This window comes from Rhodococcus globerulus (assembly GCF_019334125.1).
Taxonomy (GTDB): domain Bacteria; phylum Actinomycetota; class Actinomycetes; order Mycobacteriales; family Mycobacteriaceae; genus Rhodococcus_F; species Rhodococcus_F globerula.
Map to the genome: position 1 here is coordinate 5168549 of NZ_CP079698.1, position 26399 is coordinate 5194947.

Below are 26399 nucleotides of genomic sequence, written 5' to 3' on the forward strand. Positions count from 1 at the left end.
ACGTCACTCTGGAGTAGTCATATTTGCCGGAGGTTGACCTGCAAAGCTGACCTCGAATGCAGCACCGTCGAGTCGCGCTTCGATAGATCAGGGCACCGATAGGGTCTGTGGACGCGAGTTGCCCGACCTCTTACGGTCCAGAGGGCAGATACTCGACGGGCACACCTGACGGATCAGCTCCGATTCAATCCGAGTTCTTGTGCGACTGCAGAATGGGCACGTCGATACTTGTCAGTCATCGATCCACCGTCTGATTCGATGTATACATACAGGCGTTCAATGGTTCAACGCCCAATATCGGGTCACCGAACTTGCCAATGCCGGTCTGAGCCTGCAAGCGTTGATGGCGCTGCTCTGACATGTCATTCCCCAGATGACGTTTCGCCCTCGCGTCCATCGGTCGAGCGATCAGCCACTGCGAGTGTCCGCTCGGCGCAGTCGCACAGGATGCCGTGATCTGGATCGAAACATAAAATCCTTGTCGCACAGAGGGTTTGATACGGTTTTGAAGTATTTGGCGTCGGTTCGTATGTCGATAGGCGACCGCGCGTCGTTGATCGGGCTCGGTGGAGGGGTGCTCATAGCAATATCGCGATGGGGCCGAAGGTCTCCAATGCCTAGGCTCGATGATCCGGCCCAATCCTGTTTGGGTTCGCCAATAAGCTTCCTGATCGTCGTCGAGACCGCTCGACCCACCTAACAATTGCCACTTGCATATGACGTCAGTCACTTGTAGGTTTCCTTTGTCAAAACGTTTAACCAATGGGTGGCCAGGGGATTTCGGGCGGTTGGGATCCACTCAATCAGGATTGAGGAGAAGTCATGCACCAAAGTGACGGCATGGCCGTTCCGGCCGAAACGAGCATCTCGAGAACAGCCGAACAGAGTCGTCGTGCAACGCTCGCAGCTTATTTCGGCAGCATGCTGGAGTACTACGACTACTTCATCTACGCGTCGGCGGCCGCGTTGGTTTTCGGCACAGTCTTCTTTCCCGCCGCGGGAGATCTCTCATTGCTGATCTCGCTCACGTCATTCGGTGTTGCCTACGTGGCGAGACCGTTTGGGGCGCTGCTGTGGGGACACTTCGGTGACAAGCTCTCGCGCAAACAGGTTCTCATGATGACGCTGGTGATGATGGGCACTGCAACGCTCGTCATCGGTTTGATTCCGTCGTACGAACAGATCGGTATCGCCGCACCCATCGTCTTGATGCTGATGCGCATTGTCCAGGGAATCTCCGCTGCTGGTGAGACTGCGGGGGCGGTGAGTCTCGTGGTCGAGAGTTCTGGAGAGTCACGTAAGGCTTTCAACGCAAGTTGGATCCAGTCTGGGAATCTTTCCGGATTTATCCTTGCGAATCTGGTTTTTGTTCCTATCGCGATGCTTCCGGACGAGCAGCTCATGAGCTGGGGCTGGCGTATCCCATTCCTATTCAGTGCGGCGCTGATCGTTCTCGGATTCGTGATTCGACGGGGGCTGGAGGACCCAGCGGAGTTCATCGAAGCGAAGTCGGAATCTACTGAGTCAGTCTCTCCCCTGAGGGAACTCGCGCGAAATCACAAGGGAGCCGTGCTGACTCTCGCGGCCTTGGGGTTGTTCCAGGGAACGCACACGATGGTCACGGTCTTCGGTCTCGCGTATGCAACGAAGGTCGTAGGGTTGGCGAGCTCGACAGTCCTCTGGATGCTCGTGGCAGTCAGTGCTCTTGCACTGGTTACGGTCCCGTTTGGTGGTTGGTTGTCGGACCGAATCGGCTGCAAACCTGTATTCCTGTACGGATCGCTCGTGAGCATCCCCGCGTTCGCGTTCTACCTCTGGTCATTTACCACCGGAAACCTTGTTCTGATGTACGTCGCGGCAATCCTGACATACGCACTCGTTTACAGCATCGGCAATGGCAGCACGATGGCCTTGTTCGCAGGCCAATTTGACGTGAGGGTTCGATACAGCGGTCTGGCAATCGGTATGCAGCTCGCCGGTCTGGTCTTCGGTTTCGCTCCGTCGGTTGCCATCGCATTGGTCGGCGGGGATCCGAAGAACTGGATCTACGCAGCTCTCGCACAGGCGACGCTCTGCCTTGTGGCCTCTATCGGATGCATCTTCGCTCGCGAAAACCCGCGCACGTCGGCGTCCGGAATCGACGCTTCGGCGAAGGAAGACGCTAATGCGTAAGACTGCGCTGACACATCAGGCTCCTTGGGTTAATTTGACGGTAGATGCGGAAGATGTGCAGTCCATCGAATCCGATGTGTTGTGGTCGATGTATGCACACACCGTCATCATCAGAGGATTCGAGCGGTCCCTGATCCGAGTCACGAGCGAAGGTCTCGTACATGGGCCGATGCACTCGAGCATCGGGCAGGAGGGGGGTGCCGTTGGCTCCGCGCTTGCTCTTCATCCACAGGACACGATCAACGGAACTCACCGAGGGCATCATCAGTTCCTCGCGAAGTCACTGGCCTACTTGGGGAGTAAAGGGCACACGATTCTGCACACCGGCGAGCTTCCGGCATCTATCTCGAATTTGCTGAGTCAGTCGTATGCAGAAATCCTCGGCTTGCGTAGCGGATTCAGCCTAGGTCGTGGAGGGTCGATGCACCTGCAGTGGCTGGAAGCAGGGGCATTGGGGACAAATGCGATTGTCGGCGGCGGCATACCGTTCGCAGCTGGCAGCGCCTGGAGCCAACAGCTGGAATCGGGCGTCGACCGCGTCGACAATGTCACCGTCACATACTTCGGGGACGGAGCGGCGAACATCGGTTCTGCACTCGAGACAATGAACCTGGCTGGCGCATGGAAGTTGCCACTGTGCTTCTTCGTCGAGAACAACCAGTACGCGGTAGCGACCCACATCGACGAAGTAACAGCAGAGCCCCGACTATCCGCACGCGGTCAAGCTTTCGGAATTCCCTCTTGGAAAGTCGACGGTATGGACCCAGTCGCCGTGTATCTCGCCATGCGGGAGGCGCGCGAACACATGGCAACAGGCCAGGGACCGGTTCTCGTCGAGGCTGACGTCTACCGCTTCTACCATCAAAGTGGCGCATTTGCCGGCAGCGCTTTCGGCTACCGCACTCGCGATGAAGAGAAGCAATGGAAGCAGCGCGATCCGCTCGTGGCCGCACGAAATTATGTTGCCCAGCGAGGCCTCGCAAGCGAGGCTGACCTCCGATCCTTCGAGGCGACCATGAACGAGCGGTGCGACGACATCCTTTCCGGGTTCTTCGAAACAGGAGAAGACGGAAAACGAGCGATCGCGGAACGCTTCTGGCCGTCAACAGACCTGGTGGACGAGCACATCCGAAGCGACCTTTCTGAGCTCTCGGATATCGCGCACCAGGAGGACGCGGTCACCGACGAGACGTCGGAGGAGGTCGTATTTGTCGACGCGGTTGCGCGGTCCCTTGGAAACGCGCTGACGCGCGACTCGTCCGTTCTCTTGCTCGGTGAAGATATTCACCGCCTGAACGGCGGCACTAACGGGGCGACACGCGGAGTTTTCGAGCAATTCCCCAACCGCATCATCGGAACACCTATCAGCGAGAACTGCTTCGTGGGGGCAGCCGGAGGGCTTGCGATGATGGGCACATACCGGCCAATCGTCGAATTCATGTTTGCGGACTTCGTACTGGTTGCGGCTGATCAGATGTTCAACCAGATCGGCAAGGCGCGACATATGTTCGGCGGAAATGTAGAAATGCCGGTAGTGGTCCGCGCCAAGGTTGGGATCGGTTCAGGGTACGGTTCGCAGCACTCGATGGATCCAGCTGGCCTGTTCGCGATGTTCCCGGGATGGAGAATTGTCGCTCCCTCAAATCCTTACGACTACGTGGGACTACTCAATACCGCTCTCGAGATCAACGACCCGGTGCTGATCCTGGAGCAGACAGAGCTTTACCACGCCAAGCAGAACTGCGAACTAGGCTCCCTCGACCATCACCTGCTGCCGGGTATCGCTCGTATCGCGCGTACCGGCAGCGATGTCACCATTCTGACTTATCTGAACATGGTCGGAGAGTCACTCGCGGCAGCGGAAGACGCGCAGGTCGATGCGGAAGTGGTCGACCTCCGATGGCTCGACCGCGCCAGCATTGACTGGGACACCATCGAAGCCAGTATCAAGAAAACCAATCGGGTGCTCATCGTCGAGCAAGGTTCCTATCCCGCGGGGTACGGGGCGTGGCTTGCAGACGAGATTCAGCGCCGCCTCTTCGACCACCTCGATCACCCGGTCACCCGAGTGGCAGGAGGGGAGGCATCCCCTACGATCTCGCGTCGGCTCGAGCGTGCAGCGATAGCCCGGCGTGAAGAGATCGTCGTGGCACTCCAGCGGGACGTGGAGCTTGCCGGTGACCGCCCGTTGCCGACGAAGTTGGTGCCGAGCCTTTGATGAACCAGACACTCGATCAGCACCGCGTAAAGGCATCGCCCTTGGCTCGCAGACTGGCATCCATCGCCGGACTGGATATCGGAACCGTATACGGGACCGGGCCGGGCGGACGGATAGTTCGCAGGGATGTCGAGGCCATGATGTCCGTGTCCATATCGGCATCGACGTTGGCGTCCGACGATGAGGAGATGCTCGGGCACCGTCGTACGGACATAGTCGCGAAACAAGACGTATGTGTGTCACAACTGGTGGACTTGCACCGCACAGTGAACGCCGGTCGAGATCGGCCGATCTCGATGACGACTCTGGTAGCCAAAGCAGCAATTCTGGCGTTTCGGAACAGTCCACTACCGCCGCCTCCGGGAAAGACCGAGACTCAGTCGGCAAGTGTCCGCACGTGCAAAGTCGCTTTTTTCACTCCTCGCGAGGGAACCCAGATCATCGACAGTAGCGCTGACTACCCTCTCTCGTTTTCAGGCGACGCGATCGGTATCGATGCTGGGTCGGCCTGTACGGGAAGTGGACTACCTGACGGGGTCTCCGTATTCGTGGCCGATCTCGGAGACGCAGGAGTGACCGAATACTGCTATCCGCGGCCCGAGTCCGTAGTGCTCAGCCTCGCCATCGGTCGAGTCGAGGAGCGGGTCGTCGCTGCCAACGGGGGAATCGGAATCCGGAAGATGCTGACGTGTACGGCAAACGCAGACGGTCGCGTCGTGTCTGTACTCGCGGTATGTACATGGCTCCGCGACCTCCAACATCATCTCGAACAACCCGCAACGTCGTTGCTGTGAAATAGAAAGTGAGCGTGAAACATTGACCTCCAGAAGAAATGTTGTCGTCACCGGAGCCGGCAGTGGCATCGGAAGAGCAACTGCGAAGGTACTCTCTGAATTCGGATACGGGCTCGTCCTCTCCGATCGCAACGAACAGGGCCTTCAGGAGACCATCTCGGAGTTATCTCCCCAAGCGGCCGTGACGTCACACGTTGTCGATGTCACGGACACCTCAAGCGTCGCGGATTTGTTCGCGCGGGCTGCGAGTTTGCCTGGCGGCGTTGGAGGATGCGTCCACGCGGCCGGTGTTGTTGGAACTTCGACAATCGACACCACCGAGTTCACAGAGTGGGAGCGCATCATCTCAATCAACCTCACCGGAACATTCCATGTGATCGCGGAATCTACCAAGACATTTGGGCAAGGAGGCTCGATCGTGTCGATCTCGTCGATGGCCGCCCAAACGTCGTCGCGGTTCGCATCGCCTGCATATGCAGCCTCCAAGGCCGGGGTAGTCGGACTCACTCGATCGCTCGCGACACCACTCGCGGAACGCGGTATCCGGATCAACTCTGTCTCCCCAGGGGCGATCGACACCGCCATGCTGACGGAGTTCGGCTCCGAACGTCGTGAGTCTTTGAAAAGCGCAAACCCGATGGGACGTCTGGGGACACCTGAGGAGATCGCTAGAACAGCAGAGTTTCTGATTTCAGACGCGAGTTCATTCGTGACAGGTCAGGTGATCGCCGTCAACGGTGGTGCGTTTGTAGGGTGAATGGGTGAGCTGTAAGCCCACATGATTGCCGATAATGACTTGGCGATCTGCCAAACAGCACTGGCGCGATCGCGGGTGTAGGCACGTTAGAGAGAGCGGAACCTACACCCGGCCGGCTGGGGCGGCTACAGATTCTCGGACTACGAGGTTGCAGGGCAGCAAGACCTGCGATGGCGTGGGAATATCGCGTTCGGATTTCCCCACACGATCGAGAACGGACTGCACCGCCGCCGCACCCATTTCGAAGTAGGGAATGGCAACAGTGGACAACTGAGGCATCAGCCCGGCAGAAATGAGTTCCAGATCGCCGAATCCGACAATCGACAAATCTTCAGGGATGCGTAGGTTCAGTATGTTTGCTGCCTGATATACACCCATCGCCATATGGTCGCTGAAGCAGAAGATCGCCGTCGGACGGTCTGAACGATCGAGCAGTTCCATGGCCGCGTGCCGTGCACTGGCCGGGTTGGTTTCCCCTGCTTTTACAAGAGTCGGATCGAACTGGACGTCGCTCCCGGCCAGTGCATCGCGATAACCCATGAGTCGCTCGACAGCGGCTACGAGATCTTCTGTGGTGGTGACGAATCCGATACGACGGTGGCCGTGGTCGAGCAGATGCCGAACGGCACGATGCGCCCCCTGTCGCTCATCGGAGACAACCGACGGATGAGTGGTCGAAGTGGGGAGTCCGTGGACTACGGTCGTGATCGTGTTGTCGAGTATGGCCGGTACGTGGACGACCTGCTTGACCAGGGCTGCATAGAGAACACCGTCCACCTGGTGCTGCATCAATGACTGAATCGCTCGACGTTCAGCATCTGCGTTTCCTTCACTGTTCACGACCATCAGGACCAGACCTGCTCGTTGCGCAGCGTGCTGCGCGCCCAATACGAGTTTTCCTGCGTATGGCGTGGTGACGATCTGATTACTCACCATTCCGATCACACCGGACCGCTGTGTGCGTAGCCCACGGGCAAACGAGTTGGGCTTGTATCCGATGCTGACGGCCGACTCGTGTACGAGACGTTGTGTTTCGTCGCTGTAGCGTTCGAGACGTCGACCGTTGAGGATCTGCGAGACTGTCGCAACTGATACCCCACACAACGCTGCGACATCTCGAATGCCGGGCGTTGTTGCCATTACGTGCTACTTCCCCCGGATCAAAGTTCGTATCGTCACAAGATTGAGTGTCACGTTGACACTACCTGGTGGCATTGTGTAAATACCATTGCGAGCCACCAACGCCGAAACTCCATCCCATTCGCGCGGCCCTCTATGGCTCGCGGGCTCTGCTGTCGAATTCTCGTCAGTCGATAGCCTTGCGGATTTCGTCGAAACCGCTTATGTGCCCCGCATACTGAGATCCGAACCAGTGGCCGAAGACTATGAAAGTCTGGGTGCGAGCGACTGCGGGGTGGCGGCTGACCTTGGCAGCGACAAGATCACGTAACTGTTCGCTCGACGTACAGACGACGTGCACCAGAAAGTCGTCGGCACTGCCGAGGTGGAAGACGTTGACCACTGCCGCAAGACCCACGACGGTAGCTGCGAAGTCATCGATGTTCTGTCGAGATTGGGTGTGGAGACGTACAGAGATGATTGCTTGTAGGGGCAAACCCACTGCTGCAGTGTTGATTTGAGCGTGACTTGACTGCAAGATGCCTTCGTCGATGAGCCGCTGAACGCGTGTCAACGTCGTGGACGGTGCCACTCCCACCTTGTCTGCGAGGGCCCGGTTCGAAATTCGTGCGTCCAGGACGAGTTCCCACAGAATCCGTTCGTCAAGCTCGTCCAACCGGCTTCCCGGATCAGGGTTTCGGGGGTTGGACCCGGCGCGTGAGATTGGCATGAGTTGATGTTAACGAGTCTCTTTATACCGCCGGGATGCCAGTTGTCCGAAGGCAACTGGCATCCCGGCGTAAGAAGTTATGCATTCTGTGTGAGTTGCGCGAGCGCTGCGGATACCGTTGTGGCTGCCGTTTCACCGGCGCGAACGGCTCCCTCCATATATCCTGTCCATCCTGATGCCGCCTCGGTGCCTGCGAAGTGAAGGACACCGATCTGCTGGCGCAAAGCGGTGCCTACCGTACTGAGAACACCAGTCGGCATGAACGTGGCAGGGCCGCCGAGGGCCCCGTCCTGTTGGGACCAGTCGGTCTCGTGGAAGTAGGTAGGGCTGGCGGCTTGTGGGCCGTAGCACTGCTCGAGCAGTCCGAGGATCTTGCTGCGCCGTTCGTCTTCGGAGAGTACGGCGAAACGGTCGAGCAGTCTTCCGGCGATGAAACCAATGAGAGTCGCTTGGCTGTCGGCTGGCTTGGTGCCTGGGAAAATCATGATTCCTAGGGTCTCGGTGTCAGTTATCGCACCGGAGTACCCGTGGTCCTCCCAGAAGGCACTCGGGTATCGCACCTGGATCTTGCTCATGCGACCCAAAGGGGCTCGCATCTGGAGTTGGGCGCGTTGGCGCGGCAACCGGGGGGAGAACGATATTGCGCTCGCTGCGGCGGGTGGTGTGGCGATGATCACCTGCCGAGCCCGAAATGCGCCGTGTTGGGTGCTCACGGTTGCGCCGCCCTCGTCGTGCTTGATTGAGGTGGCGCGGGTGCTCAGATGGATGGCATCGCCGAGTTCGACGGCGATCCGCTCACTTATTTGCCCCGCCCCGCCAATCCACCACTCGTTCTGTGCGCCGCCATGTGTCGCAAGCAGCGTGCGGATGCCTTCGCATTGGGCGACGTAGTAGGCCAGGTACAGGAGTGACGCGTCTCCAGTGCCCGCGCCGAGCACACAGTTGAGGTCGACTTCGAGCAGGGCTCGCACATCGGGGCACGTGACTTCTTGGTCCAACCAGTCGGCGACGGTCAAGTCGTCCAACTCAACGGCCCTGGCGTGGTCCCAGGGTGCCTTCGCACCAACAGCTTCGGCCAAGGCGTCCAATCGGCGGTAGGCATTGGCGAGACTCTCACGGATTGGTGAGCCTGCAGGCAATTCCCCGTCGGGGGCGTCCATACGGCCGGACGGGACGATCAACACATCGGTGCCGGGCTTGATCGCGCTGACAGTGGTGAGGCCGAGCGAACGTCCGAGAGCCAGCGAGCGGTCGTGTGTTGAACCGATGAACATGCCACCGAAGTCCACAGGACCTCCTTCGGTTGAGGCTGACCAGGTTCGACCGCCGACGCGGTCATTCTGCTCCAGGACGACAACGCGGTAGCCGTCATTGTGGAGGCAGCGAGCCGCGGTGAGGCCGGAGATGCCTGCTCCGATGACAACAACGTCTGTTTCGGTCGTAGTGCTAGTGATCATGGGATGCTCCTTGGGTCTTGGTTCGGTAAAAGTCGGGTTGGTTGGGTGGGGCGATGCAGGTCGTTCAGCAGTCTGCGAGTGCGGCCCATGCGGCAGGCTTGCGATGACGAAGGGCGATGGCTTGTATGACGCCGACGCAGAAAGCAAGGACTACAAAGATGCCGACGCAGATTGCGGCGGAGGCGCTTCCGACAATGAGCGGGAAGTTTGCGAGCACGGAAGCGGCCACGACGAGGAGTCCGACCAGTGCAAGTAGAGGGGCGATCAGAGTCGTCCAGATGTTGCCGCGGTGAGGGGCACGGCGAAAGAACACGATTATCGCTGTCGAGGTGACGGCCATCAGCAGAATCAGACCGAGGGTGCCGATCCCGCCGCAGATTGTGTAGATGTCGGCGACCGGGTCCAATTCCGTGAGGATCGCAATGAGGGTCAGTGCCGCGAACACAGTGGTGACGGTCAGTGAAGCGTTCGATGGCGCTCGGTGGGTCGTGTTGATCTGACCGAGAATGCGTGGCAGAGCTCCGGCGCCACCGAGCGTGAACAGATAGCGGGCCGCGACGTTGTGGAAGGAGAGGACGCAGGCGAAGAAGCTTGTCACGATGAGGATTTGGGTGATATCGGCCAGAATGGGCGAGACGTAGCGTCCGGTTAGATCGAGCATGAAGGATTCGGCGTCCGCTTCTGCGGCAGACACCACCTTGTCGGTGCCCCAGCCGAGGGCCATCGTCCAAGAGGACAGTCCGTAGAAGGCTGCAATTGCGATGACTGCGATGTAGGTGGCGCGGGGGATTGTCTTCTCCGGATTACGGGCCTCGCTGCGGAACACTGCTGTCGCTTCGAATCCGAAGTATCCGCCAAATGCGAAAACCAAGCCCAGGCCGATCGCGCCGCCGACGGTGTTGGTCGGGTTGATCGGCTCCGTGTTCAGTCCGGCGTCTCCGCCGTGTGCGACGATGGCAACGTTCATAGCGACGATGACTAGTGCTTCCAGAATCAGTGCGACACCAAGAACTTTGGCGCTGAGGTCGATGTCTCGATACCCGAGCCACCCGCACACAGCGCAGGAAAGCAGCGACCATATCCACCACGGAGTCTGTGGGCCGCCGAATCCGGCAATCAGGTTCGTGGTCGCTGCGCCGACATAAGCGTTGGTGCCAACGAGGAACACGGCGTAACAGGTCATTGCCAGAGTTGCTCCGCCGAGTCCTGCCGTTCGGCCGAGGCCGGCGCGAATGTAGGAGTAGAAGGCTCCGGCGTTGTGGACACAGCGACTCATGCGGGTGAATCCGACTGCAAACAGGAGCAATACGATCGCTGCCGCAGCGAAATAGAGTGGAGCTGTGACGGTGCCACTGGTGGCGAAGATCAGCGGTACGCTGCCCGCCACGACCCCTAAGGGTGCCGCAGCTGCAACGACCATGAAGACGATCGACGTTACTCCGAGTTGGCGGTCGAGTTCGGTTGACGGACTTTCAGAGGTAGTTGGCATGGCAGAGTTCGTCACTTCAATTGGTGTGGTGCTCATAAGTTCGCTCCCGGTCTAGGGATGGTGGCAATGTTCGCTGGAACGCCATGAGCATCGCGAATGATTGTTAATCCGTTGTTTCAACTGAACTTTGTTGCGAAACTGGTGTGAAAATCGAACAGTTGGAGTTTTTGGGCTTGCCGCCGGGCCGAGTGACGCAACGAAATTCGCTGTAATTTCTGAACGAATCAAGTCGGTGACAGTTGGCGTCTGTTGGGGGTTAGGGCAATGCGTGCATAACGGGTTGCGTCTTTCGATTGGCTCCCCGCAACGAAGAACGAGCCGCCGAGCCGTGCTCGAGCTTGCCGACCAAAACGCAGAAGAGGAGGTGCTTTCTCGCTCTTACGGCCAAGTGCGATCTACGTCGCTTCGAGCAGGTGCCCCAAACGTGCGCGGATGTCGTTCGGCGGCCCTCGGGACTGCGGCCCGAACCGTGCTGGTGCCGGTGGCGTTTATGTCGGCACTCGGTATGTCAGATTATTGCAGATGGAGTGGCATTCTGGTCCTTTCATGATTGCGAAATACTAAGTCGGACTTCAGAAATCGCACATTAGGGCCCAATCGTCGCGCAGAATACGATCGATCCGGCCATGGCGCACCGGAGCGCAGCGGGTAATGCAAACGATCACGATCAAATGTGGGTCGTCGATCTTTGCTCGACCCGACCGGCGATCCCGCCCATTCGATGTTTGAGGGTGGGCCCATCCGATTGCGCATGCGCGCAAAGGGTCGTGCAGCACGGGGCTGGTTGACATTTCCTGTCGCGCAAATCACAATCGTAGAAACGAACGCTCGTACGTTTGTTGATCGTCCACTCCGCTGCACGGCGGGGGGAACTTGAGAGATTGGAATCGCAATGAGCCGCTTGGAAGGCAAGGTCGCGCTGATCACTGGGGCCGCTCGCGGCCAGGGTCGCTCGCATGCATTGGGCCTGGCCAAAGAGGGTGCCGACATCATCGCCATCGACATTGCCGGCCAGGTCGGCAGCGTGCCGTATCCGATGGCAACGTCCGGCGACCTCAAGGAAACCGCTCGACTGGTTGAGGCATTGGGCCGTCGCGTGGTCATCGCGGAAGCAGACGTACGTGATCTCAAACAGATGCAGGCGGCGGTCGCTGACGGCCTTGCTGAGCTGGGGCGAATCGACATCGTGTGCGCCAACGCGGGAATTATTTCGGCTAACAAGGTTCTGGACCTGACCGAAGAGCAGTGGAACGACATGATCGACACGAACCTCACAGGGGTGTGGCACACAGTCAAGGCGGCAGTTCCGAACATGGTCGAACGTGGTGAAGGCGGGTCAGTGATCTTCACTGGCTCAACCTCGAGCCTTGGTGGCTATCCGAATGTCGGCCACTACGTCGCTGCCAAGCACGGAATCGTCGGGCTTATGCATAGCCTCGCGAATGAACTTGGACCGCAAAATATTCGAGTCAACGCAGTACATCCCACCAACGTCGACACCAAGCTACTGCAGAACGAAACCTTCTACGGCCTCTTCCGCCCTGACCTCGAACAACCCACACTCGAGGATTCGCGAGACGCATTCGCAACGATGCACTCTCTCCCCAACCTTCCCTGGGTGGAGCCAATCGACATCACGAACGCCGTCGTTTTTCTGGCATCAGAGGAGTCGCGCTACATCACCGGAGTGAACCTACCGATCGATGGCGGCGCAAGCCAGAAGGTCGGCGGCTGACCCGCGTCATCTCGGCGACGGCTTGTAGTGGGTGAACGGGCCGGTCAGATCCTGGTCCACACGCCACCTGCACGGGAAGGCCCGCGATTGTCCACCACCGTCGACAATCGCGGGCGGCTGAGGAAATGTTGCCAGTGCACAACACTCATTGGGAACCGTCATGCTGGCCGTCGACAACGTGTCGGCCAATAAAGTTTCAAGTACAACTGATTGTCTGCTGGTGGTAGATCCACCTCGTGATATCCATACCAGCGTTGACGAGATTCTTGTCGTCCACTTCGGACGCAAGTGCTTTCGTGCACCTGGGATGAAGCTCAACGTTAAGGAGAAGTAATGTCCGAGAGTGGTACCAGTCGGCACCAACTGCTGATCGACGGCAAGTGGGTCGACCCAGTCGAGGGTGGCACAGTTGACACCTTCAACCCGTCGAACGGTGAAAAGCTGGCTGAATTGGCTGCCGGAGGCCCGAAGGATGTCGAACTCGCGGTCCGGGCAGCTCGGCGAGCATTCGACGATGGTCCCTGGCGTCGCATGCCGGCAGAGGCCCGTGCCCGCATACTTCACCGCTTCGCAGATCTCGTCGAAGTCAACGCAGACGAGATCGCTCTCATCGACACTCAGGACTGTGGCAAGCCCTACGCATTCATTCGCGACATCGATTTGCCGAACATGGCCGATCTGCTGCGCTACATGGCCGGATGGACGACGAAACTCGAAGGTCGAACGATCCCCCTGTCGCGCCAGAATCCGGGTGACTTCTTCTCTTACACCCGTCGGCAGCCGGTGGGTGTTGTCGCGCAGATCATCCCGTGGAACGGGGCCGCGCTCGCCACTGTATGGAAGCTGGCTCCTGCACTGGCGGCCGGTTGCACTGTCGTCCTCAAGCCGGCGGAATTGGCCTCCTTGGCGCCACTGCGCATCGCCGAGTTAGCAGTCGAGGCCGGCGTACCGGACGGCGTAATCAACGTGATTACCGGAACCGGGGTTGACGCAGGAGCGCCGCTGGCCGGCCACCCTCAGGTAGACAAGGTTGCGTTCACCGGGTCTGTCGAGACGGGCAAGAGAATTGTTGTAGCGGCTGCGACCAATCTCAGCAAGCTGACCCTCGAACTTGGTGGCAAGTCCCCCAACGTAGTTTACGACGACGCCGACCTCGATATCGCTGTGGATGGTGTGCTCGGTGCCGTGCTCTACGCACAGGGTGAGGCTTGCACCGCCGGCTCTCGACTGTACGTGCAGCGCGGAATCTTCGATGAGGTTCAGGCGCGAATCGCAGCGCGCGTACCGGAGCTCTCGATCGGGCCGAGCGCGGAACGTGGCGTCCTGGTCGGGCCGATGATTTCTGCGCAGCACCGGGCCAAGGTCAAGGCATTCGTAGACGGCGCGGTCAGTGAAGGTGCGCAGATCATTGCCGGCGGGGCCGAAACGCGCGAGCCTGGCTACTACCTCGAACCTACAGTGCTGGGCGGCGTCAACGACGACATGACTGTTGCCAGGGAAGAGATCTTCGGTCCGGTGGTCTCGATGATGCCGTTCGACGATGAGGCAGAGGTGCTGCGCCGAGCGAACGACACAACGTTCGGGCTGGCAGCCGGAGTCTGGACCGCGAATGTCGGTCGCGCCCATCGGTTTGCAGAGTCAGTGAATGCCGGTGCCGTCTGGGTCAACTGCTACAACGTCTTTGACGCCGCGCTACCTTTCGGCGGATTCAAGCATTCAGGATGGGGCAAGGAGATGGGCGGAGAGGCCCTCGACGGATACCTGCAGAGCAAGGCTGTCACAATTTCACTTGCCTGATCACCTCCATAGGCACAACGCTGCGGCGCCCGGTCAGTCACTGGCCGGGCGCCGCAGCGTTGTTGGTACTGATCTCCACAAAGTGTTCGCTCTATTGCTCTGACTGCAGGGCCGACTAGATATTCCAGCGCCGGAAATAGTGAACATGTTTCCCATTGGCATTGGGCTGCAGCGGTGCCGGTGCAACCTGTCGTGCTCTCGGACCGGGCAGAGTCGAACCGTGCGCCCCAAAGAGTTCGACCCCTTCCCAGAGCGTGTCCACATGCCTTCATTGCCGTACTGCGCAGAGTGGGTGCAGACAAGACGCCCGTTCAACCCCAGGTGCTACTCAGGGCTGAACGGGCGTCGGCAAGTTGGTTCGGGCAGCGCGGATGAGGAAGTGGATTGCACTGCTTGATCACTCACGGAAGGGTTGCTTGACCCAGCCTTGGTCCCAGTTGGAGACCTGGTGAGTCCGGCCCTTCAGTTCCTGGAAGTACCAGGTGCCGTCGCGTTTGACGAATTGATCTGTGTAGTTGATGGTCAGGATGACCGGGTCCTTCTTGGTGCTGTCCTGACTGTTCTCGATGGTGCACAAGCACAGCAGATAGAAGTATCCGATAGCGCTTTGTCCGTCGTCTGCGAGGTCGATACGCGGGGCGATCATGTAGTGCAGGGCCCAGGTGATCTTTTCCGACAATGCGCGGAAGTGTGCCTTGATCTCGTCGTGGCCGATCATCGAGCCACCTTCGCCGTCGACAACCCAGCGCCCGTCTTCGACAAAGAGACTCGCGATGCCATCAGGGTCGTAACCGTTGTCGCAGTACCCGGCATACCGATATTTGAGCTGTTCGATCGCGCGAACGTCTTCGAGTCGAGTCAGTCGCTGCGCAAGGTCGTTGACGGTCACGTCGTCGGTAGTCATTGTGATGTGTCCTTTGTTCGATTTCGAAACGATGTACCCACCATGCGGTGATAGAAAGCACCTGGCGGTCAGGAGATCTGGGGGAGGACCTTGGAGGCTGCCTCGAGGTTGCGCATCCCCTCGCCAGGGTCGTCGGCCGGGTCCACCCACAAGACCGCTCTCTCGACGCCTAATGCACGGTAGTTATCGAGAATCGCCGGATCCGATGGCGCGGAGGCAACCGCGATCCCGACGGAGTCGGGGTCACGGCCGCTCTCCTCGACGAGCCGACGGAACTCCGGCACGCTCCGCGAGAGAGTCGGATCGTCGGTGGGTGGCACGACATACCAGGTGTCGGCCCACTCGGCTGCATGTCTCATCGTTGTGGGGCCGGCTCCGCCGAGATAGATGCGCGGACCGTTGCTCTGCGCCGGTTTCGGCCATGCCCATGACGGGGCGAGCGAGGCGCGTGCACCGTCGAAGCTGGCTTCGTCTTGCGTCCACAACGCCTGCATCACCTTGATCTTGTCCCGAACGGTGGAGTAGCGCTGCTTCCACACCACGCCATGTGCTTCTGCTTCCTCGACATTCCAACCCATCCCGACGCCGCAGATGACTCGGCCGCCGGAGAGGTGATCGAGCGTAGCGATCTGCTTGGCTTTCGCGATCGGATCGTGTTGTGCGAGAAGGCAGACGCCAGTCCCGATCATGATCCTCTGGGTGTGAGCCGCGATCATCGACATCGTGACGATCTGATCGTAAGTCCGCAAATAGAACTCGGGAAGCTCCGGGCCACCGTAGGAGATCGGATACTCGGTTGTGCGAGAAACAGGGAAGTGAGTGTGCTCGGGTACGAACAGCGACTCGAAACCGTAGGCTTCTGCCGCCTGCCCGAACTCGACAGGGTTCGGGCCCCGGTCCGTGAAAAAGTAAACTACGCCTACATCCATGATCGACTCTCTCAGTTCACTGATTGCTAGATGTAAGAATCGGCTCAGTCGCCGACGACGACGTGGTCATCGAGAACAACGACGAAATGCTTGCCGATGAAGTTTTCCACATCGGCAAGTGCTGCTTGACCCGCTTCCGATGCCCAACCGGCATCCATGGCCTCAGCGCTCTCGTAGTCCAGGACCGCGAGACCATCGATACCGAAACCGTTGTCGGGTTCACTGGCCCCCTCCTGCGGGACGACATGTCGCTGCACATAGCGAATCACACCAGGAACCTTCGCTGCCAGAGGGGCGTGCTTCTCACGCCAGTACTCGTCAAACTCAGCGAAAGACATTCCCGGCTTGCGGCCGATCAGAGCGATGGTGCGGACCGGTGCATCGTTGTGTGACATGGGTAGATCCCTTCTGTAGGTAATTGTTGTTGTCAGCCAGGGTATTTCGCGAGCATGCCAGCATCGACAGGCAGCGCGGTTCCGGTCACGTACCGAGATTCGTCCGAGGCGAGCCACAGCACCGCCTCGGAAATATCACTGCTGTCGACCCACGGCACCGGTAGTAGGTTGATGCGGCCGAGGACTTCACGTCCGTCGTCGAGGGTGGGTGTATCCAGATCAGGGCGGAAGATCCGAGCGGAGGTCGGATTGTCGATCATCTCGGTACGTACGTTGGTCGGATGCACGGTGTTGACCCGGATGCTGTGCGAGGCAACTTCGTTGGCCAGTGAATTCGCCAGACCGATCACCCCATGTTTGGCAGCGGTGTAGTTCGCAACGTGCGGTACTCCACGAATACCCGCGATCGAACTGATGGCAATGATCGAGCCACCGCGGCCACCGGCAATGATGTGCGGAACCGCGGCCTTCATTGTCTGCCAAACCCCGGTGAGGTTGATGTCGACGACTGCGTCCCATTCTGAGCGAGTCAGTTCCCACGACGGCTTAGCCGGACCCAGGATGCCGGCATTGGCGACGGCGATGTCCAAGCGGCCCAGTTCGGCGACTGCGGCGGCGACCGCGCCGATCACCTTCTCGTCTCGAACGTCCGATTCGATTGTCACGACTCGTCGCCCACACTGTTCGACGAGTCGTGCGGTCTCCTTCAGGTCAGCCGCGGTCGGCATCGAGTAGCCGACGGTATCGATCGGGCTCACAGAATCGAGCAGGATCAGGTCGGCGCCGTGTTCGGCGAAGGTCACGGCATGTGACCGCCCCTGGCCGCGGGCTGCACCGGTAATCAGTGCGACCTTCTCTGAAAGGCGTTGATCCGGAGGGATATTCATGAAGCTTCCTTTCGGGGACGTAGACGATGTGAGAGTTCTCGCAAATCCAGTTGCTGTACTCCGACTGCGATCGCGATTACTGCCGCCTGAACGAGGAACTGCGTCGACGACGGCGCGCCGAGTGAGAGCACGAGTTGGGTCAGTTGGCTTAGGAACAGGGCACCTACCGCAGAGCCGATGATATTGCCGCGGCCACCGGTGAGGGCCGTTCCACCGACCACCACCGCAGCAATCGCGGGGAGTAGGTAGCTGGTACCGGCATTGGTGCTCGGAGTGCTGACATATCCGGCGAGCAGAACTCCGGCGGCGCTGTAGCACAGGGAGGCGGCGACGTAGCCACTGATCTTGATTCGGCCGGTGCGTACGCCGGCAGCCCCGGCAGTTCGCTCGTTCGAACCCACGGCGACCACCCGACGGCCCCATGTGGTGTACCCGGTGGCGAACACGGTGACGATAACCAGTAGGACCGCAAGCCAGACCGTATTTGACACTCCGAGTGTCTTCTCCAGAGCGAAGTCGGACACGCTCTTCGGTGCTCGGGTCGGGGTTCCTCCAGAGTAGGCGAGGGCCGCACCCATCAAAACCGCGTTGACTGCGAGAGTAGCGACCAGCGGAGTCACCGAGAACACGGACACAACGATCCCGTTGACGAGGCCGACGACAACCGCGATAACGGCGACAACTGCGAGAGCCCCGAGGATGCTGCCATGATCTTGCGCGTACTGGCTACTGACCAGCGCAGCGAGGGTCATCATTCCGGGCAGGGACAGGTCGATGCCCTTGAGCATGACCACGATGGTCTGGCCGATCGCGGCGATTGCCAGGATGCCGGCGAAGGGAAGTAGCGAATCGATGGCACTGCCTGAGACACTGCCGGGCGCGATCAGCCAGCTGAACGCGAAGAGTGCTGCGGTGATGGCGATGACCGAACTAGTACCCGTCAGGGACACCGACCTGCGTCGACGGCTTTGGTCGGCGTGCTTAGGTTCGGCAGGGGTGGGTGTGGGTGTAATGGCCACGGTCAGCTCCGCTCGGTGAGTGTGCGAGTTCGCGAGTAGAGGGCTGCTGCAGCGACGGTCAGTGCACCGAGAAGCCACTGCTGCCAGTACAACGGAAGGTCGAGAAACTGCACCACGGTGTTGATCTGGATCACCAAGACCGCACCGAAGCATGCCCCGACAAACGATCCGCGCCCGCCGAAAATTGACGCCCCGCCCAGGACCGCAGCTCCGATGCTGGCCAAGGTGTAGCTGTCGCCGATGCTGGCGTTGCCGGTGCCTGCTTGCGCCATGAGAAGCAACGCGGCCGGCACTATCAGGATCGAACAGCCCACGTAGGCGGCGAGTGTGATCCTCTTGGTCCGAACTCCGATTCGATCCGCGGTGTCCTGTGCAGATCCTGTGGCGCGCAATCGGATTCCGAAGACGCTGCGATACATCGACACCTCGAGAATCACAGCCACCGCGATCGCCACGATCACCATTACCGGCACGAATCCGAGCTTGCTGCCGACATAGGAAAGGAAGACCGGATCAATGGTGCCGTCGGGCAGCGGTCGCAGCAGGTATGCGATGCCTTGAATGGCGGTGTAGGTGACCAGCGTCGCGATCAGGGGATTGATCTTCACAACCACGGCCAACGTCCAGTTCACTGCCCCGACTACCGCCGCGACGACGACCAAGACGATTAGCCCGAGCAACATCCCTACTGGAGTCTTGTATGCCGATAATACGAAGGATCCCACTACAACGAGAAGGCCCGCCAATGGCCCGACAGACAGGTCGATACCGCCGATCATCATCACGACCTGTTGCGCCATCGCGAAGAACATCAGGATTGCCAGCAATGGCAGAATCAGTCCGAAATTTCTTGTAGTTAAATAGAATTCGCTTTGACTGATCGCGACGATCCCCAACAAGATCGTGGCTGTTGCGAGGATCGCGGCCGGAGCCAGGTCATTACGGGCGATCTTGCGACCCAGTGTGACCTTCGCGAGCGTCGCTTCGACCCGGCTGCGACTACTGGTCGCACTCAGGACAGCTTGCGCGATGCCGTGTTCGGACAGATCCTCGCCGGAGAGTTCCTTCGCGACGGTCCCGCGAGAGAACACGATCACGCGGTCGCAGAGCTGTTCGAGTTCTGCCGCCGAGGATGAGAGCACGATGATCGCCGAACCTCCGGCAGCCGTCTCTCTCAGTATCGAATAGATCTCCTCCCGCGCGCCGATATCGACGCCCTGAGTGGGTTCGTCGGCGAGGATCAGTTCTGATTCGGCCATCAGCACTCGACTGAGTACCACCTTCTGCTGGTTTCCGCCCGAGAGGGTGGAGATATCAACTTCGGGTGATGGCGCCTTGACGCGCATCGCTGCGAACGCTTGGGAGGTGATCTTGCGTTCGCGATACCCCCGAATCACTCCGAATCGTGAGATCCGGTCGAGCGCAGACAGTGAAGCATTTTCGCGCAGGCTCAACCCGGGCAAAATGCCTTCATTGTGTCGGTCATGGGACAAGTAGGCGATGCCGCCGGCCAGTGCTGCAGTTGGGCTGGAGGTCTTCACGTTTCGGCCCGCGAGGGTGACTGTTCCCCGGTTCGAAACCAGTCCGCCGAGCGCCCGCAGAACTTCTCGCTGTCCCTGCCCCTCGACACCGGCAAACCCTATGATCTCACCGGAGCGAACCGAGAAGTCCACATCCGAGAACCGGCTACCGGAAAAGTCTGCGACGTCGAGCAATGTATCCCCGAGTGTGACCGTGCTGGCCTCTGCGCGGGTGTAAGTGCGGGTAAGTTCTTTTCCGACAACGAGATTGACAACGTCTTGCTCGGTAACGTCGGCGCCAGCAAAGGTCCCCACCAGTGCACCGTCCCGTAGGACCGAGACTGTATGCGCGATCTGTTTGACCTCGTTGAGGCGGTGTGAAATGTAAACCACCGCGCCACCGGAGTCGATCAGCTCCGAGATTAACCGGAACAGCTCTGTGACCGCGGCGGGCAAAAGATGCTCGGTCGGTTCGTCGAGTACGATGACCTTGGGCTCTTCCGCCAGTGCTTTGGCGATCTCTACGACAAATCGTGCATCGGGCTGCAGTTCGCGCACCGGGGTGCCGGGATCGATCGACGCCACGCTGTTCCAGCGGTCGAGAATTTTTGTAGCCCAGCCGATTTGGTCTTTCACGGCTGGACGACGGTGGTTGGGCATGCTCAACCGCATGTTCTCGGCCACCGTCAGATCCGGAAGCAGCGCCGGCTCCTGATAGACGATCGCCAATCCCTGTTCGCGGCACCACTGTGGTGTCAGATGACTGGTGCGCGCTCCGCCGATTTCCACAGCGCCGGAGTCTGCGGTGATCGAACCGGCCGCGATGCCGACCAGAGTCGACTTGCCGGCACCGTTCTGGCCAACCAAAGCGTGTACTTCGCCGCGGCGGACATCGAGGGAAACGCCCTTGATGGCGTGTACACCGGGGTACTTCTTGTCGACGGAATCGAGCCGTAGCACGACTTCCTGGTCCGTGTCGGTGGTCACGGCTCTGCGCTGGCTCTGCGTATCAATCACGGACATCACGTCGTCCGGAGGTGTGATGGTCACGGGGACTCCTCGTGGTTATGCTCGCCGAATCTCACTGGAAGACGGCTTGCAGCTGCTCGGGGGAGAGCGCCGATGACAGGTCGGCGTCCGGGGGCAGGTCCTCGCGGCAGGTAGGGAGCTTGCCGTTGAGAGTATCGACGAAGGTGGGGAGCTTGAAGTTTTCCGGCTCGTTGTCAGGTTGGCCGTTGATCGCAGCCAGAGCCTTGCGAGCCGCGATGCGGACGACAGTGGTAGTGCCGTCGAGAGTCAACAGTTGAAAGTCAGGGTTCGTCTCGTGGTACTGCAGCCACATGCATCCGAGCTCGTTGTCGGTTGCAGAGGTCGCCAATGGCGGTATAGGTCGACCCGCGTTGACAAACGCGCGGAGTCCGCCCTTCGAGGAAACTCCGTAATCTGATGCGAGGGAGTCGATCTCGGGATACTTGGTGAGTGCGCCGGCCATCGCGCGCTGCTCGTACGCGGCATCCCAGTTGGAGGGCTGCGGTTCGTTGGTCAGCGGGGAGAATGCATTGCCGAGCTCCGCGGAGGTCTCCATAAGTCCGTCCCACAGTGCCACCGTCGAGGGGCTGCCACCTGGGAGTCCACCACTGAACAGAAGCTTGCTGCCGGGTTCGACCTGGCGGTTCAGCCATTTGGCCATGGTGTCGCCTTCGGTGTCGAAGTCGTATTGGACGTACCCGTCGTAGTCGACACCGACCGTGCCGCCAGGATCGGCAATGTAGGGGACGACGACCACACCCGCGTCGTGCGCGTTCTTCAGTGCGTTGAGGGCCTGACTTCCGAAGTCATCGTAGGTGATGATGGCGTCGAAACCCTTTGCAGTGTATGAGTTGATCGCGGTGATGTACTTTTGCAGGTCGCTGTCCGCCTGGGCGTACTCGACGGTGACGTTGGGGCAGGCGGACAACTCGTCGACAAGCTCCGCCTGGGTGATCTTGCGCCAGGAGTTTGCTCCGAAGCCGGCGACGTGGGCAATTTTCAGGGGTTGGTCTCCGCACAGCTGATCGATCGGCAATGCCTGGCCGCCGTCGCTTGTAGATCCGGCGGTGCCGCCATTCGATCCGGCAGGCGCACTGGCCGAGCAGGCTGCAACAGAGAGCGCTGCACTGAGCGCAACGGCGGCAATGGCCGTGCGGCGGCAGGTCGAAATGTTCATTGAACTTCCTTAACTCGTGCTGATCACATTCCGAGGTTTGATCTTTGCCGTGAACACATACGAACGTTTGCTCGTTGGTGTGGCGTATCGCACACTCTTCGTCATTTTGTGATGCACGTCAAGTCTTTGGTGGAAGTTCATTGACCTGAAGAGTTTTCCGCCAATCTGTAGCGATTGGTTGACGGGATCGCATTCATGGTTGATACTATTCATACGAACGCTTGTACGTTTGAGGAGGACGGCCATTCGCCCTTTTGTGGGGAATAGTCTCTAAATATGTTGTCGCACTCAAGTTTTAGTTTCGATAGTGCAATGTGATTGCTTACCCTGGGTGTACGGCGTTGGTTTTGAAGTCTGCATTCGGGTCAAAGCTCTGACGGTCACGAGCGGGGCACTGGCTGTATGTCGCTGTGTCGAGGGCTCCGGATTCCCCGCGCACATCTCCTGCATTGTTCGAAGGGTGTGCCGCCCGCTATCGCGACGCGACAACATGAACTGTTATCCCAAGCTCGCCAGAGCGCCCTGCGCCGAATTCGAGCAGGGGCTTCCCGGCTCCACTGCCCAATCCCGTTGACATCAGGAAGACATATGAATTCACTGTTCGACAACCACAAGCTCGGTCCGATCGAGCTTTCCAGTCGGGTCGTCATGGCGCCCATGACGAGGGTGCGTGCCAGCGCAACTGGCATACCCTCCGAAAGTGCGGCGCTGTATTACGCTCAGCGCGCGAGCGCCGGTCTCATTGTCAGTGAGGGTATCTCGCCGTCCAAGCAGGGGCAGTCCGAACCAAACATTCCCGGGCTCTACAACGATGAGCAGGAAGCGGCGTGGCGGCCCGTCACTGCGGCGGTTCACGATGCGGGCGGTCGGATTTTTGCTCAGCTGATGCATGGCGGCCGGGTAGGGCATCCGGAAATCAATGACATGCAGCCGGTCGGTGCATCGGCAATCGCGGCTCAGGGCACTATTTTCAACTCTGGCGGTCGACTTGCGTTCGTGACGCCCGTCGAGATGAGTGTGGCGCAGATTCACGAGCAGATCGAGGTGTTTGTCGATTCGGCCAAGCGGGCGATCAATGCCGGTTTCGACGGGGTTGAGATCCACGGTGCGAACGGATACCTGATCCAGCAGTTCTTGTCGGACAACAGTAATCAGCGCACCGATCAGTACGGCGGCTCGCACGAAAATCGTGCGCGATTCGCGATCGAGGTGGCGACAGCTGTCAGCGCGGCCATCGGTGCTGATCGTGTCGGCATCCGGTTCTCCCCGGGGGGAAAGTTTCACGACATGAACGAAAGCGACCCCGCAGGTTTGTACAGCACGCTCGTCGGGTCGCTCAACCAGTTGGGATTGGCCTACCTTCACATCCTCGAGACCGCATCAAGCGAGATCAATGACGACATCCGGAAGGGGTGGGATGGAACGCTTATGGTCAATCCTGCCACCGTTGGCAGCGCCACCTTCACGGGCATGGACGACGCCGACCGTTGGCTCGAGCGCGGTGCCGATCTGATTGCATTCGGTCGGTATTACATCTCCAACCCCGACCTGGTCCGACGACTTCGTGATGGCCTCGGGCTTACCGAACCAGACCTCGACACCTTCTATTCCGGTGGCGACAAGGGTTACATCGATTACCCCGAGGCAACTGCACGTTGATCGACTGAGGTGTGCGTGACGAATCGGCAGATGAGGGAGCGTCGCGTCGCCTCGATGAAAATGCTTGGTTTGCCATGGCGCATGCGGTTCTTGGTGTGAGTCGGCCTCGACCGGTGAACGTCACGGTCGGGGACGAATCGTTTGTAGTGGTCGGCAGCTACCCAGGCTCCCACTAGCGAACGTACGTACGTTTGTCGTAGTGTTGGGGAACACATTTTGTACACGTAATTGTGCAGGCAATAAAGGAGAACCATGCTTACTCTCGTCGACGCCATCCGCCGCAACGAGCGTTTGGTACCGGACCGCGAAGCTATCTTCGACGGAAGTCGTCGACTGACGCACGGTGAACTCGCGGATCGCGCGTGGCGAGTCGCCGCAGGCCTGCGACGACTCGGGGTTGCGCCTGGGGACACGGTTGGAGTCCTTGCCGGAAATACCACGTTCAGCATCGAGACCTTTCTTGGAATCGTGGCTGCAGGCGCCGCGTTCGTTCCTTATAACTGGCGCTGGACCACCGAGGAACTTTCCCACGGGATCAACGAAACCGGCGCCCGCGTGGTATTGGTGGGCGACGGATTCGACGCAGCGATCGCAGACGTCGAAATCGGCGGCGCGTTGGCCGCCCCGATCGTCGTCGTGCAAGAAGGTGAGGAGTTCGAGCGTGTCGTCGCCAGTGAGGCATCGGGCTACAAGAGTGGCCCGATATCGCCGTCCGACACGGCATGCATCTTGTTCACGGGCGGAACCACCGGCTTCTCCAAGGGAGTAATGCTCTCCCACTCGGCGGTTTTGGCCAATGCGATCAACGAAATCGCAGACTGCCGCATAGGCGCCCGCCCCAATGATCGAGGTTTGATCGTCACCCCGCTCTTCCATTCCGCGGCGTTGCTGTGCTGGTTCCTCCCGCTCTATGTGACCGGAAACAGTTCTGTGCTGGCACACAAGTTCGTAGAAGACGAGATCGCCGACCTCGTCGGAACAGAATCGATTACCAACATGTTCCTGGTCCCGAACATGATCCGTCGGATGCTCAAGGCAGGAGCATTCGACACCGATGGGTTCCGGCGCAACTTCAAGGCGCTCCACAGCGGCGCAGGACTACTGCGCATGCCCGACAAGCTTGCTGTCTCCGAACTGATCCCCGACGTCGATCTGTACTTCCGCTACGGCTTGACCGAAGCAGGCCCGATGGTCAGCCGGTTGCTGCCTCAGGACATGCTGCGCCCCGAAATCGACGGCTCGATCGGTACGGAGTATCTCCTCACCGAGGTCACACTGCGTGATCTATTCGAGGATACGTCTGCTGCAACTGGCGAGATCGGCGAAATCTGCGTGCGCGGCCCGAATCTCATGACGGGATACTTCGGGCGACCTGAGGCCACAGCTGAGGTTCTGCGTGACGGGTGGCTGCGCACTGGCGACCTTGCGGTGAGGGACGAGCAGGGTTACTTGTTCTTCCGGGACCGCGCAAAGGACATGATCAAAACAGGTGGTGAGAACGTGTACAGTTCCGAGATCGAACAGCTGCTTCACACTCATCCGGCTGTCATGGAAGCGGCAGTCATCGGAGTGCCCAGCGACGAATGGGATGAAGAAGTACGCGCAGTCATCGCCGTCCGACCTGGAAAGACAGTCACCGAGCCCGAGATCGCAAGCTTCCTGCGCAAGCATCTCGCCGGATACAAGGTTCCCAAGCTAATTGCCTTGGTCGGGCCGGATGCGCTGCCGATCAATCCAAGTGGAAAGATCGTCAAGACCAACATTCGCAGCGCTATGGGATGGTGACAGCCCCGTCCATTACCCCCGGATGTGTGACGCAAGCGCGCGTTCCGGCTAACGTACGATTGTTCTCGGAACCTCTCAGACGACCCATCATGCGTCGACTCAACCCTTCGGAGGCACAGTGACTCGGGCAACTCGGGCGACACGCGGCGGTGCTCGCACCAGCACTGCAATTCGCGAAGCTGCAGCCAAACTGTTCTATTCCCACGGCTACGAGGCCACCTCTCTGCGCGCTGTTGCCAGCGAGGTCGGGATCCAAGTGGGCAGCTTGTACAACCACATCAGCGGCAAGGACGAGTTGCTCAGCGACATCATGATTTCGGTGATGGACGAGCTACTGGAATCGGTTCACGAGGCAATCGCACAGGCCAAACCCGGTGCGGTCAACAAGTTCAAAGCTGCTGTCGACTGCCATATTCGGTACCACGCCGAGCATGCTCGCGAGGTGTTCATCGGCAACTCGGAGTTGCGTGCGCTGAGTGCAGAAGACCTCGACGAGGTGCTCGGCAAACGCGAGGAATACGAAAAGCTGATTCAGTCCTTGGTGAAGAACGTGGCCAAGGAAACCGGTGCCGACGTCCTCGACGCGAAACTGCAGACGTATTCGGTTCTTGCCCAAGGAGCTCATGTGTCGTCCTGGTATAAGCCGGGTGGGCCGAAGTCTCTGGACAAAGTCGTAAAGACCTACATCACAATGGCTTTGCGGCAACTGGGAGTCGACGAGAGTAGCTGAACAAACCAAGTCGAGATGCCGGTGGAGCGATAGTCGCTCCACCGGCACTTTTGGCTTTGTGGCTGGATAAGTCAATCGACCTGTGCAGCTTGATGGT

At 59.5% G+C, this 26399-nt stretch carries 20 protein-coding genes; 9 read left to right on the top strand and 11 right to left on the bottom strand.

Translation table 11 applies throughout. From position 1 onward, the window contains the following. The first annotated feature begins 822 nt into the window (after positions 1-822). The 4 genes from KYT97_RS23565 to KYT97_RS23580 are packed head-to-tail and all read left to right on the top strand — an operon-like array spanning position 823 to position 5941. On the top strand, positions 823-2172 hold the full coding sequence (locus tag KYT97_RS23565; protein WP_219110760.1) for an MFS transporter: 1350 nt from the start codon (positions 823-825) through the stop codon (positions 2170-2172). Continuing rightward, positions 2165-4390 (top strand): dehydrogenase E1 component subunit alpha/beta, encoded by a 2226-nt coding sequence (locus tag KYT97_RS23570; protein WP_245005908.1) that lies wholly within the window; start codon positions 2165-2167, stop codon positions 4388-4390. Before KYT97_RS23565 ends, KYT97_RS23570 begins: the two co-directional genes overlap by 8 nt. Then, positions 4390-5184 carry an E3 binding domain-containing protein gene (locus tag KYT97_RS23575; RefSeq protein ID WP_219110761.1) on the top strand — a complete coding sequence of 265 codons (795 nt, stop codon included), beginning with the start codon at positions 4390-4392 and terminating at the stop codon, positions 5182-5184. Before KYT97_RS23570 ends, KYT97_RS23575 begins: the two co-directional genes overlap by 1 nt. 22 nt (positions 5185-5206) lie before the next feature. Continuing rightward, a complete protein-coding gene (locus KYT97_RS23580) occupies positions 5207-5941 on the top strand; it encodes an SDR family NAD(P)-dependent oxidoreductase (protein ID WP_219110762.1) in 735 nt (244 codons plus the stop codon). Between the two features lie 102 nt (positions 5942-6043). Here the strand turns inward: KYT97_RS23580 and KYT97_RS23585 are convergent, their stop codons facing one another. The 4 genes from KYT97_RS23585 to KYT97_RS23600 all read right to left on the bottom strand — a co-directional run bounded on the left by KYT97_RS23585 (position 6044) and on the right by KYT97_RS23600 (position 10736). Beyond that, complete coding sequence (locus tag KYT97_RS23585; protein ID WP_219110763.1) at positions 6044-7081, bottom strand: LacI family DNA-binding transcriptional regulator; 1038 nt, start codon at positions 7079-7081, stop codon at positions 6044-6046. 166 nt (positions 7082-7247) lie between these two features. Continuing rightward, positions 7248-7790, bottom strand: coding sequence for an Lrp/AsnC family transcriptional regulator (locus KYT97_RS23590; RefSeq protein WP_219110764.1), 543 nt, complete (start codon positions 7788-7790; stop codon positions 7248-7250). Positions 7791-7867: 77 nt separating this feature from the next. Continuing rightward, positions 7868-9247, bottom strand: coding sequence for a flavin monoamine oxidase family protein (locus KYT97_RS23595; protein ID WP_219110765.1), 1380 nt, complete (start codon positions 9245-9247; stop codon positions 7868-7870). 64 nt (positions 9248-9311) lie between these two features. Beyond that, positions 9312-10736, bottom strand: coding sequence for an APC family permease (locus tag KYT97_RS23600; protein WP_219110766.1), 1425 nt, complete (start codon positions 10734-10736; stop codon positions 9312-9314). A gap of 892 nt (positions 10737-11628) precedes the next feature. Here KYT97_RS23600 and KYT97_RS23605 point away from each other — a divergent pair. Together KYT97_RS23605 and KYT97_RS23610 are read left to right on the top strand one after the other, a co-directional pair. Next, positions 11629-12471 carry a mycofactocin-coupled SDR family oxidoreductase gene (locus KYT97_RS23605; RefSeq protein ID WP_219110767.1) on the top strand — a complete coding sequence of 281 codons (843 nt, stop codon included), beginning with the start codon at positions 11629-11631 and terminating at the stop codon, positions 12469-12471. Positions 12472-12804: 333 nt separating this feature from the next. Next, positions 12805-14268 (top strand): aldehyde dehydrogenase family protein, encoded by a 1464-nt coding sequence (locus KYT97_RS23610; protein ID WP_219110768.1) that lies wholly within the window; start codon positions 12805-12807, stop codon positions 14266-14268. A gap of 397 nt (positions 14269-14665) precedes the next feature. Here KYT97_RS23610 and KYT97_RS23615 read toward each other — a convergent pair whose 3' ends face one another. The 7 genes from KYT97_RS23615 to KYT97_RS23645 all read right to left on the bottom strand — a co-directional run bounded on the left by KYT97_RS23615 (position 14666) and on the right by KYT97_RS23645 (position 22128). Next, on the bottom strand, positions 14666-15172 hold the full coding sequence (locus tag KYT97_RS23615; protein WP_219110769.1) for a nuclear transport factor 2 family protein: 507 nt from the start codon (positions 15170-15172) through the stop codon (positions 14666-14668). 68 nt (positions 15173-15240) lie between these two features. Then, entirely contained in the window at positions 15241-16101 is an 861-nt protein-coding gene (locus KYT97_RS23620; RefSeq protein WP_219110770.1) for an LLM class F420-dependent oxidoreductase, read from the bottom strand. A 44-nt stretch (positions 16102-16145) separates the two neighbouring features. Further along, positions 16146-16496 (bottom strand): EthD family reductase, encoded by a 351-nt coding sequence (locus KYT97_RS23625; protein WP_219110771.1) that lies wholly within the window; start codon positions 16494-16496, stop codon positions 16146-16148. Positions 16497-16528: 32 nt separating this feature from the next. Then, positions 16529-17383, bottom strand: coding sequence for a mycofactocin-coupled SDR family oxidoreductase (locus KYT97_RS23630; RefSeq protein ID WP_219110772.1), 855 nt, complete (start codon positions 17381-17383; stop codon positions 16529-16531). Beyond that, complete coding sequence (locus KYT97_RS23635; protein WP_245005909.1) at positions 17380-18402, bottom strand: ABC transporter permease; 1023 nt, start codon at positions 18400-18402, stop codon at positions 17380-17382. The genes KYT97_RS23630 and KYT97_RS23635 overlap by 4 nt, the downstream gene beginning before the upstream one ends. 2 nt (positions 18403-18404) lie before the next feature. Beyond that, positions 18405-20945 (bottom strand): ATP-binding cassette domain-containing protein, encoded by a 2541-nt coding sequence (locus KYT97_RS23640; protein ID WP_219113103.1) that lies wholly within the window; start codon positions 20943-20945, stop codon positions 18405-18407. 58 nt (positions 20946-21003) lie between these two features. Beyond that, positions 21004-22128, bottom strand: coding sequence for a substrate-binding domain-containing protein (locus tag KYT97_RS23645; RefSeq protein ID WP_219110773.1), 1125 nt, complete (start codon positions 22126-22128; stop codon positions 21004-21006). Between the two features lie 588 nt (positions 22129-22716). Here KYT97_RS23645 and KYT97_RS23650 point away from each other — a divergent pair. The 3 genes from KYT97_RS23650 (at position 22717) to KYT97_RS23660 (ending at position 26302) form a co-directional block, all read left to right on the top strand. Beyond that, positions 22717-23787: an alkene reductase gene (locus KYT97_RS23650; RefSeq protein ID WP_219110774.1), complete on the top strand. Its 1071-nt coding sequence runs from the start codon at positions 22717-22719 to the stop codon at positions 23785-23787. 252 nt (positions 23788-24039) lie between these two features. Further along, a complete protein-coding gene (locus KYT97_RS23655; protein ID WP_219110775.1) occupies positions 24040-25572 on the top strand; it encodes a class I adenylate-forming enzyme family protein in 1533 nt (510 codons plus the stop codon). A 118-nt stretch (positions 25573-25690) separates the two neighbouring features. Then, entirely contained in the window at positions 25691-26302 is a 612-nt protein-coding gene (locus tag KYT97_RS23660) for a TetR/AcrR family transcriptional regulator (RefSeq protein ID WP_219110776.1), read from the top strand. The last annotated feature ends 97 nt before the right edge of the window (positions 26303-26399 follow it).

Excerpts from the sequence above, each read along its gene's own strand:
- KYT97_RS23650 (WP_219110774.1), top strand. The coding sequence starts at position 22,717 with ATGAATTCACTGTTCGACAACCACAAGCTCGGTCCGATCGAGCTTTCC.
- KYT97_RS23620 (WP_219110770.1), bottom strand. The coding sequence starts at position 16,101 with ATGGATGTAGGCGTAGTTTACTTTTTCACGGACCGGGGCCCGAACCCT.
- KYT97_RS23605 (WP_219110767.1), top strand. The coding sequence starts at position 11,629 with ATGAGCCGCTTGGAAGGCAAGGTCGCGCTGATCACTGGGGCCGCTCGC.
- KYT97_RS23595 (WP_219110765.1), bottom strand. The coding sequence starts at position 9,247 with ATGATCACTAGCACTACGACCGAAACAGACGTTGTTGTCATCGGAGCA.
- KYT97_RS23645 (WP_219110773.1), bottom strand. The coding sequence starts at position 22,128 with ATGAACATTTCGACCTGCCGCCGCACGGCCATTGCCGCCGTTGCGCTC.
- KYT97_RS23600 (WP_219110766.1), bottom strand. The coding sequence starts at position 10,736 with ATGCCAACTACCTCTGAAAGTCCGTCAACCGAACTCGACCGCCAACTC.
- KYT97_RS23615 (WP_219110769.1), bottom strand. The coding sequence starts at position 15,172 with ATGACTACCGACGACGTGACCGTCAACGACCTTGCGCAGCGACTGACT.
- KYT97_RS23655 (WP_219110775.1), top strand. The coding sequence starts at position 24,040 with ATGCTTACTCTCGTCGACGCCATCCGCCGCAACGAGCGTTTGGTACCG.
- KYT97_RS23575 (WP_219110761.1), top strand. The coding sequence starts at position 4,390 with ATGAACCAGACACTCGATCAGCACCGCGTAAAGGCATCGCCCTTGGCT.
- KYT97_RS23610 (WP_219110768.1), top strand. The coding sequence starts at position 12,805 with ATGTCCGAGAGTGGTACCAGTCGGCACCAACTGCTGATCGACGGCAAG.
- KYT97_RS23570 (WP_245005908.1), top strand. The coding sequence starts at position 2,165 with ATGCGTAAGACTGCGCTGACACATCAGGCTCCTTGGGTTAATTTGACG.
- KYT97_RS23565 (WP_219110760.1), top strand. The coding sequence starts at position 823 with ATGCACCAAAGTGACGGCATGGCCGTTCCGGCCGAAACGAGCATCTCG.
- KYT97_RS23625 (WP_219110771.1), bottom strand. The coding sequence starts at position 16,496 with ATGTCACACAACGATGCACCGGTCCGCACCATCGCTCTGATCGGCCGC.
- KYT97_RS23585 (WP_219110763.1), bottom strand. The coding sequence starts at position 7,081 with ATGGCAACAACGCCCGGCATTCGAGATGTCGCAGCGTTGTGTGGGGTA.
- KYT97_RS23590 (WP_219110764.1), bottom strand. The coding sequence starts at position 7,790 with ATGCCAATCTCACGCGCCGGGTCCAACCCCCGAAACCCTGATCCGGGA.
- KYT97_RS23630 (WP_219110772.1), bottom strand. The coding sequence starts at position 17,383 with ATGAATATCCCTCCGGATCAACGCCTTTCAGAGAAGGTCGCACTGATT.
- KYT97_RS23640 (WP_219113103.1), bottom strand. The coding sequence starts at position 20,945 with ATGTCCGTGATTGATACGCAGAGCCAGCGCAGAGCCGTGACCACCGAC.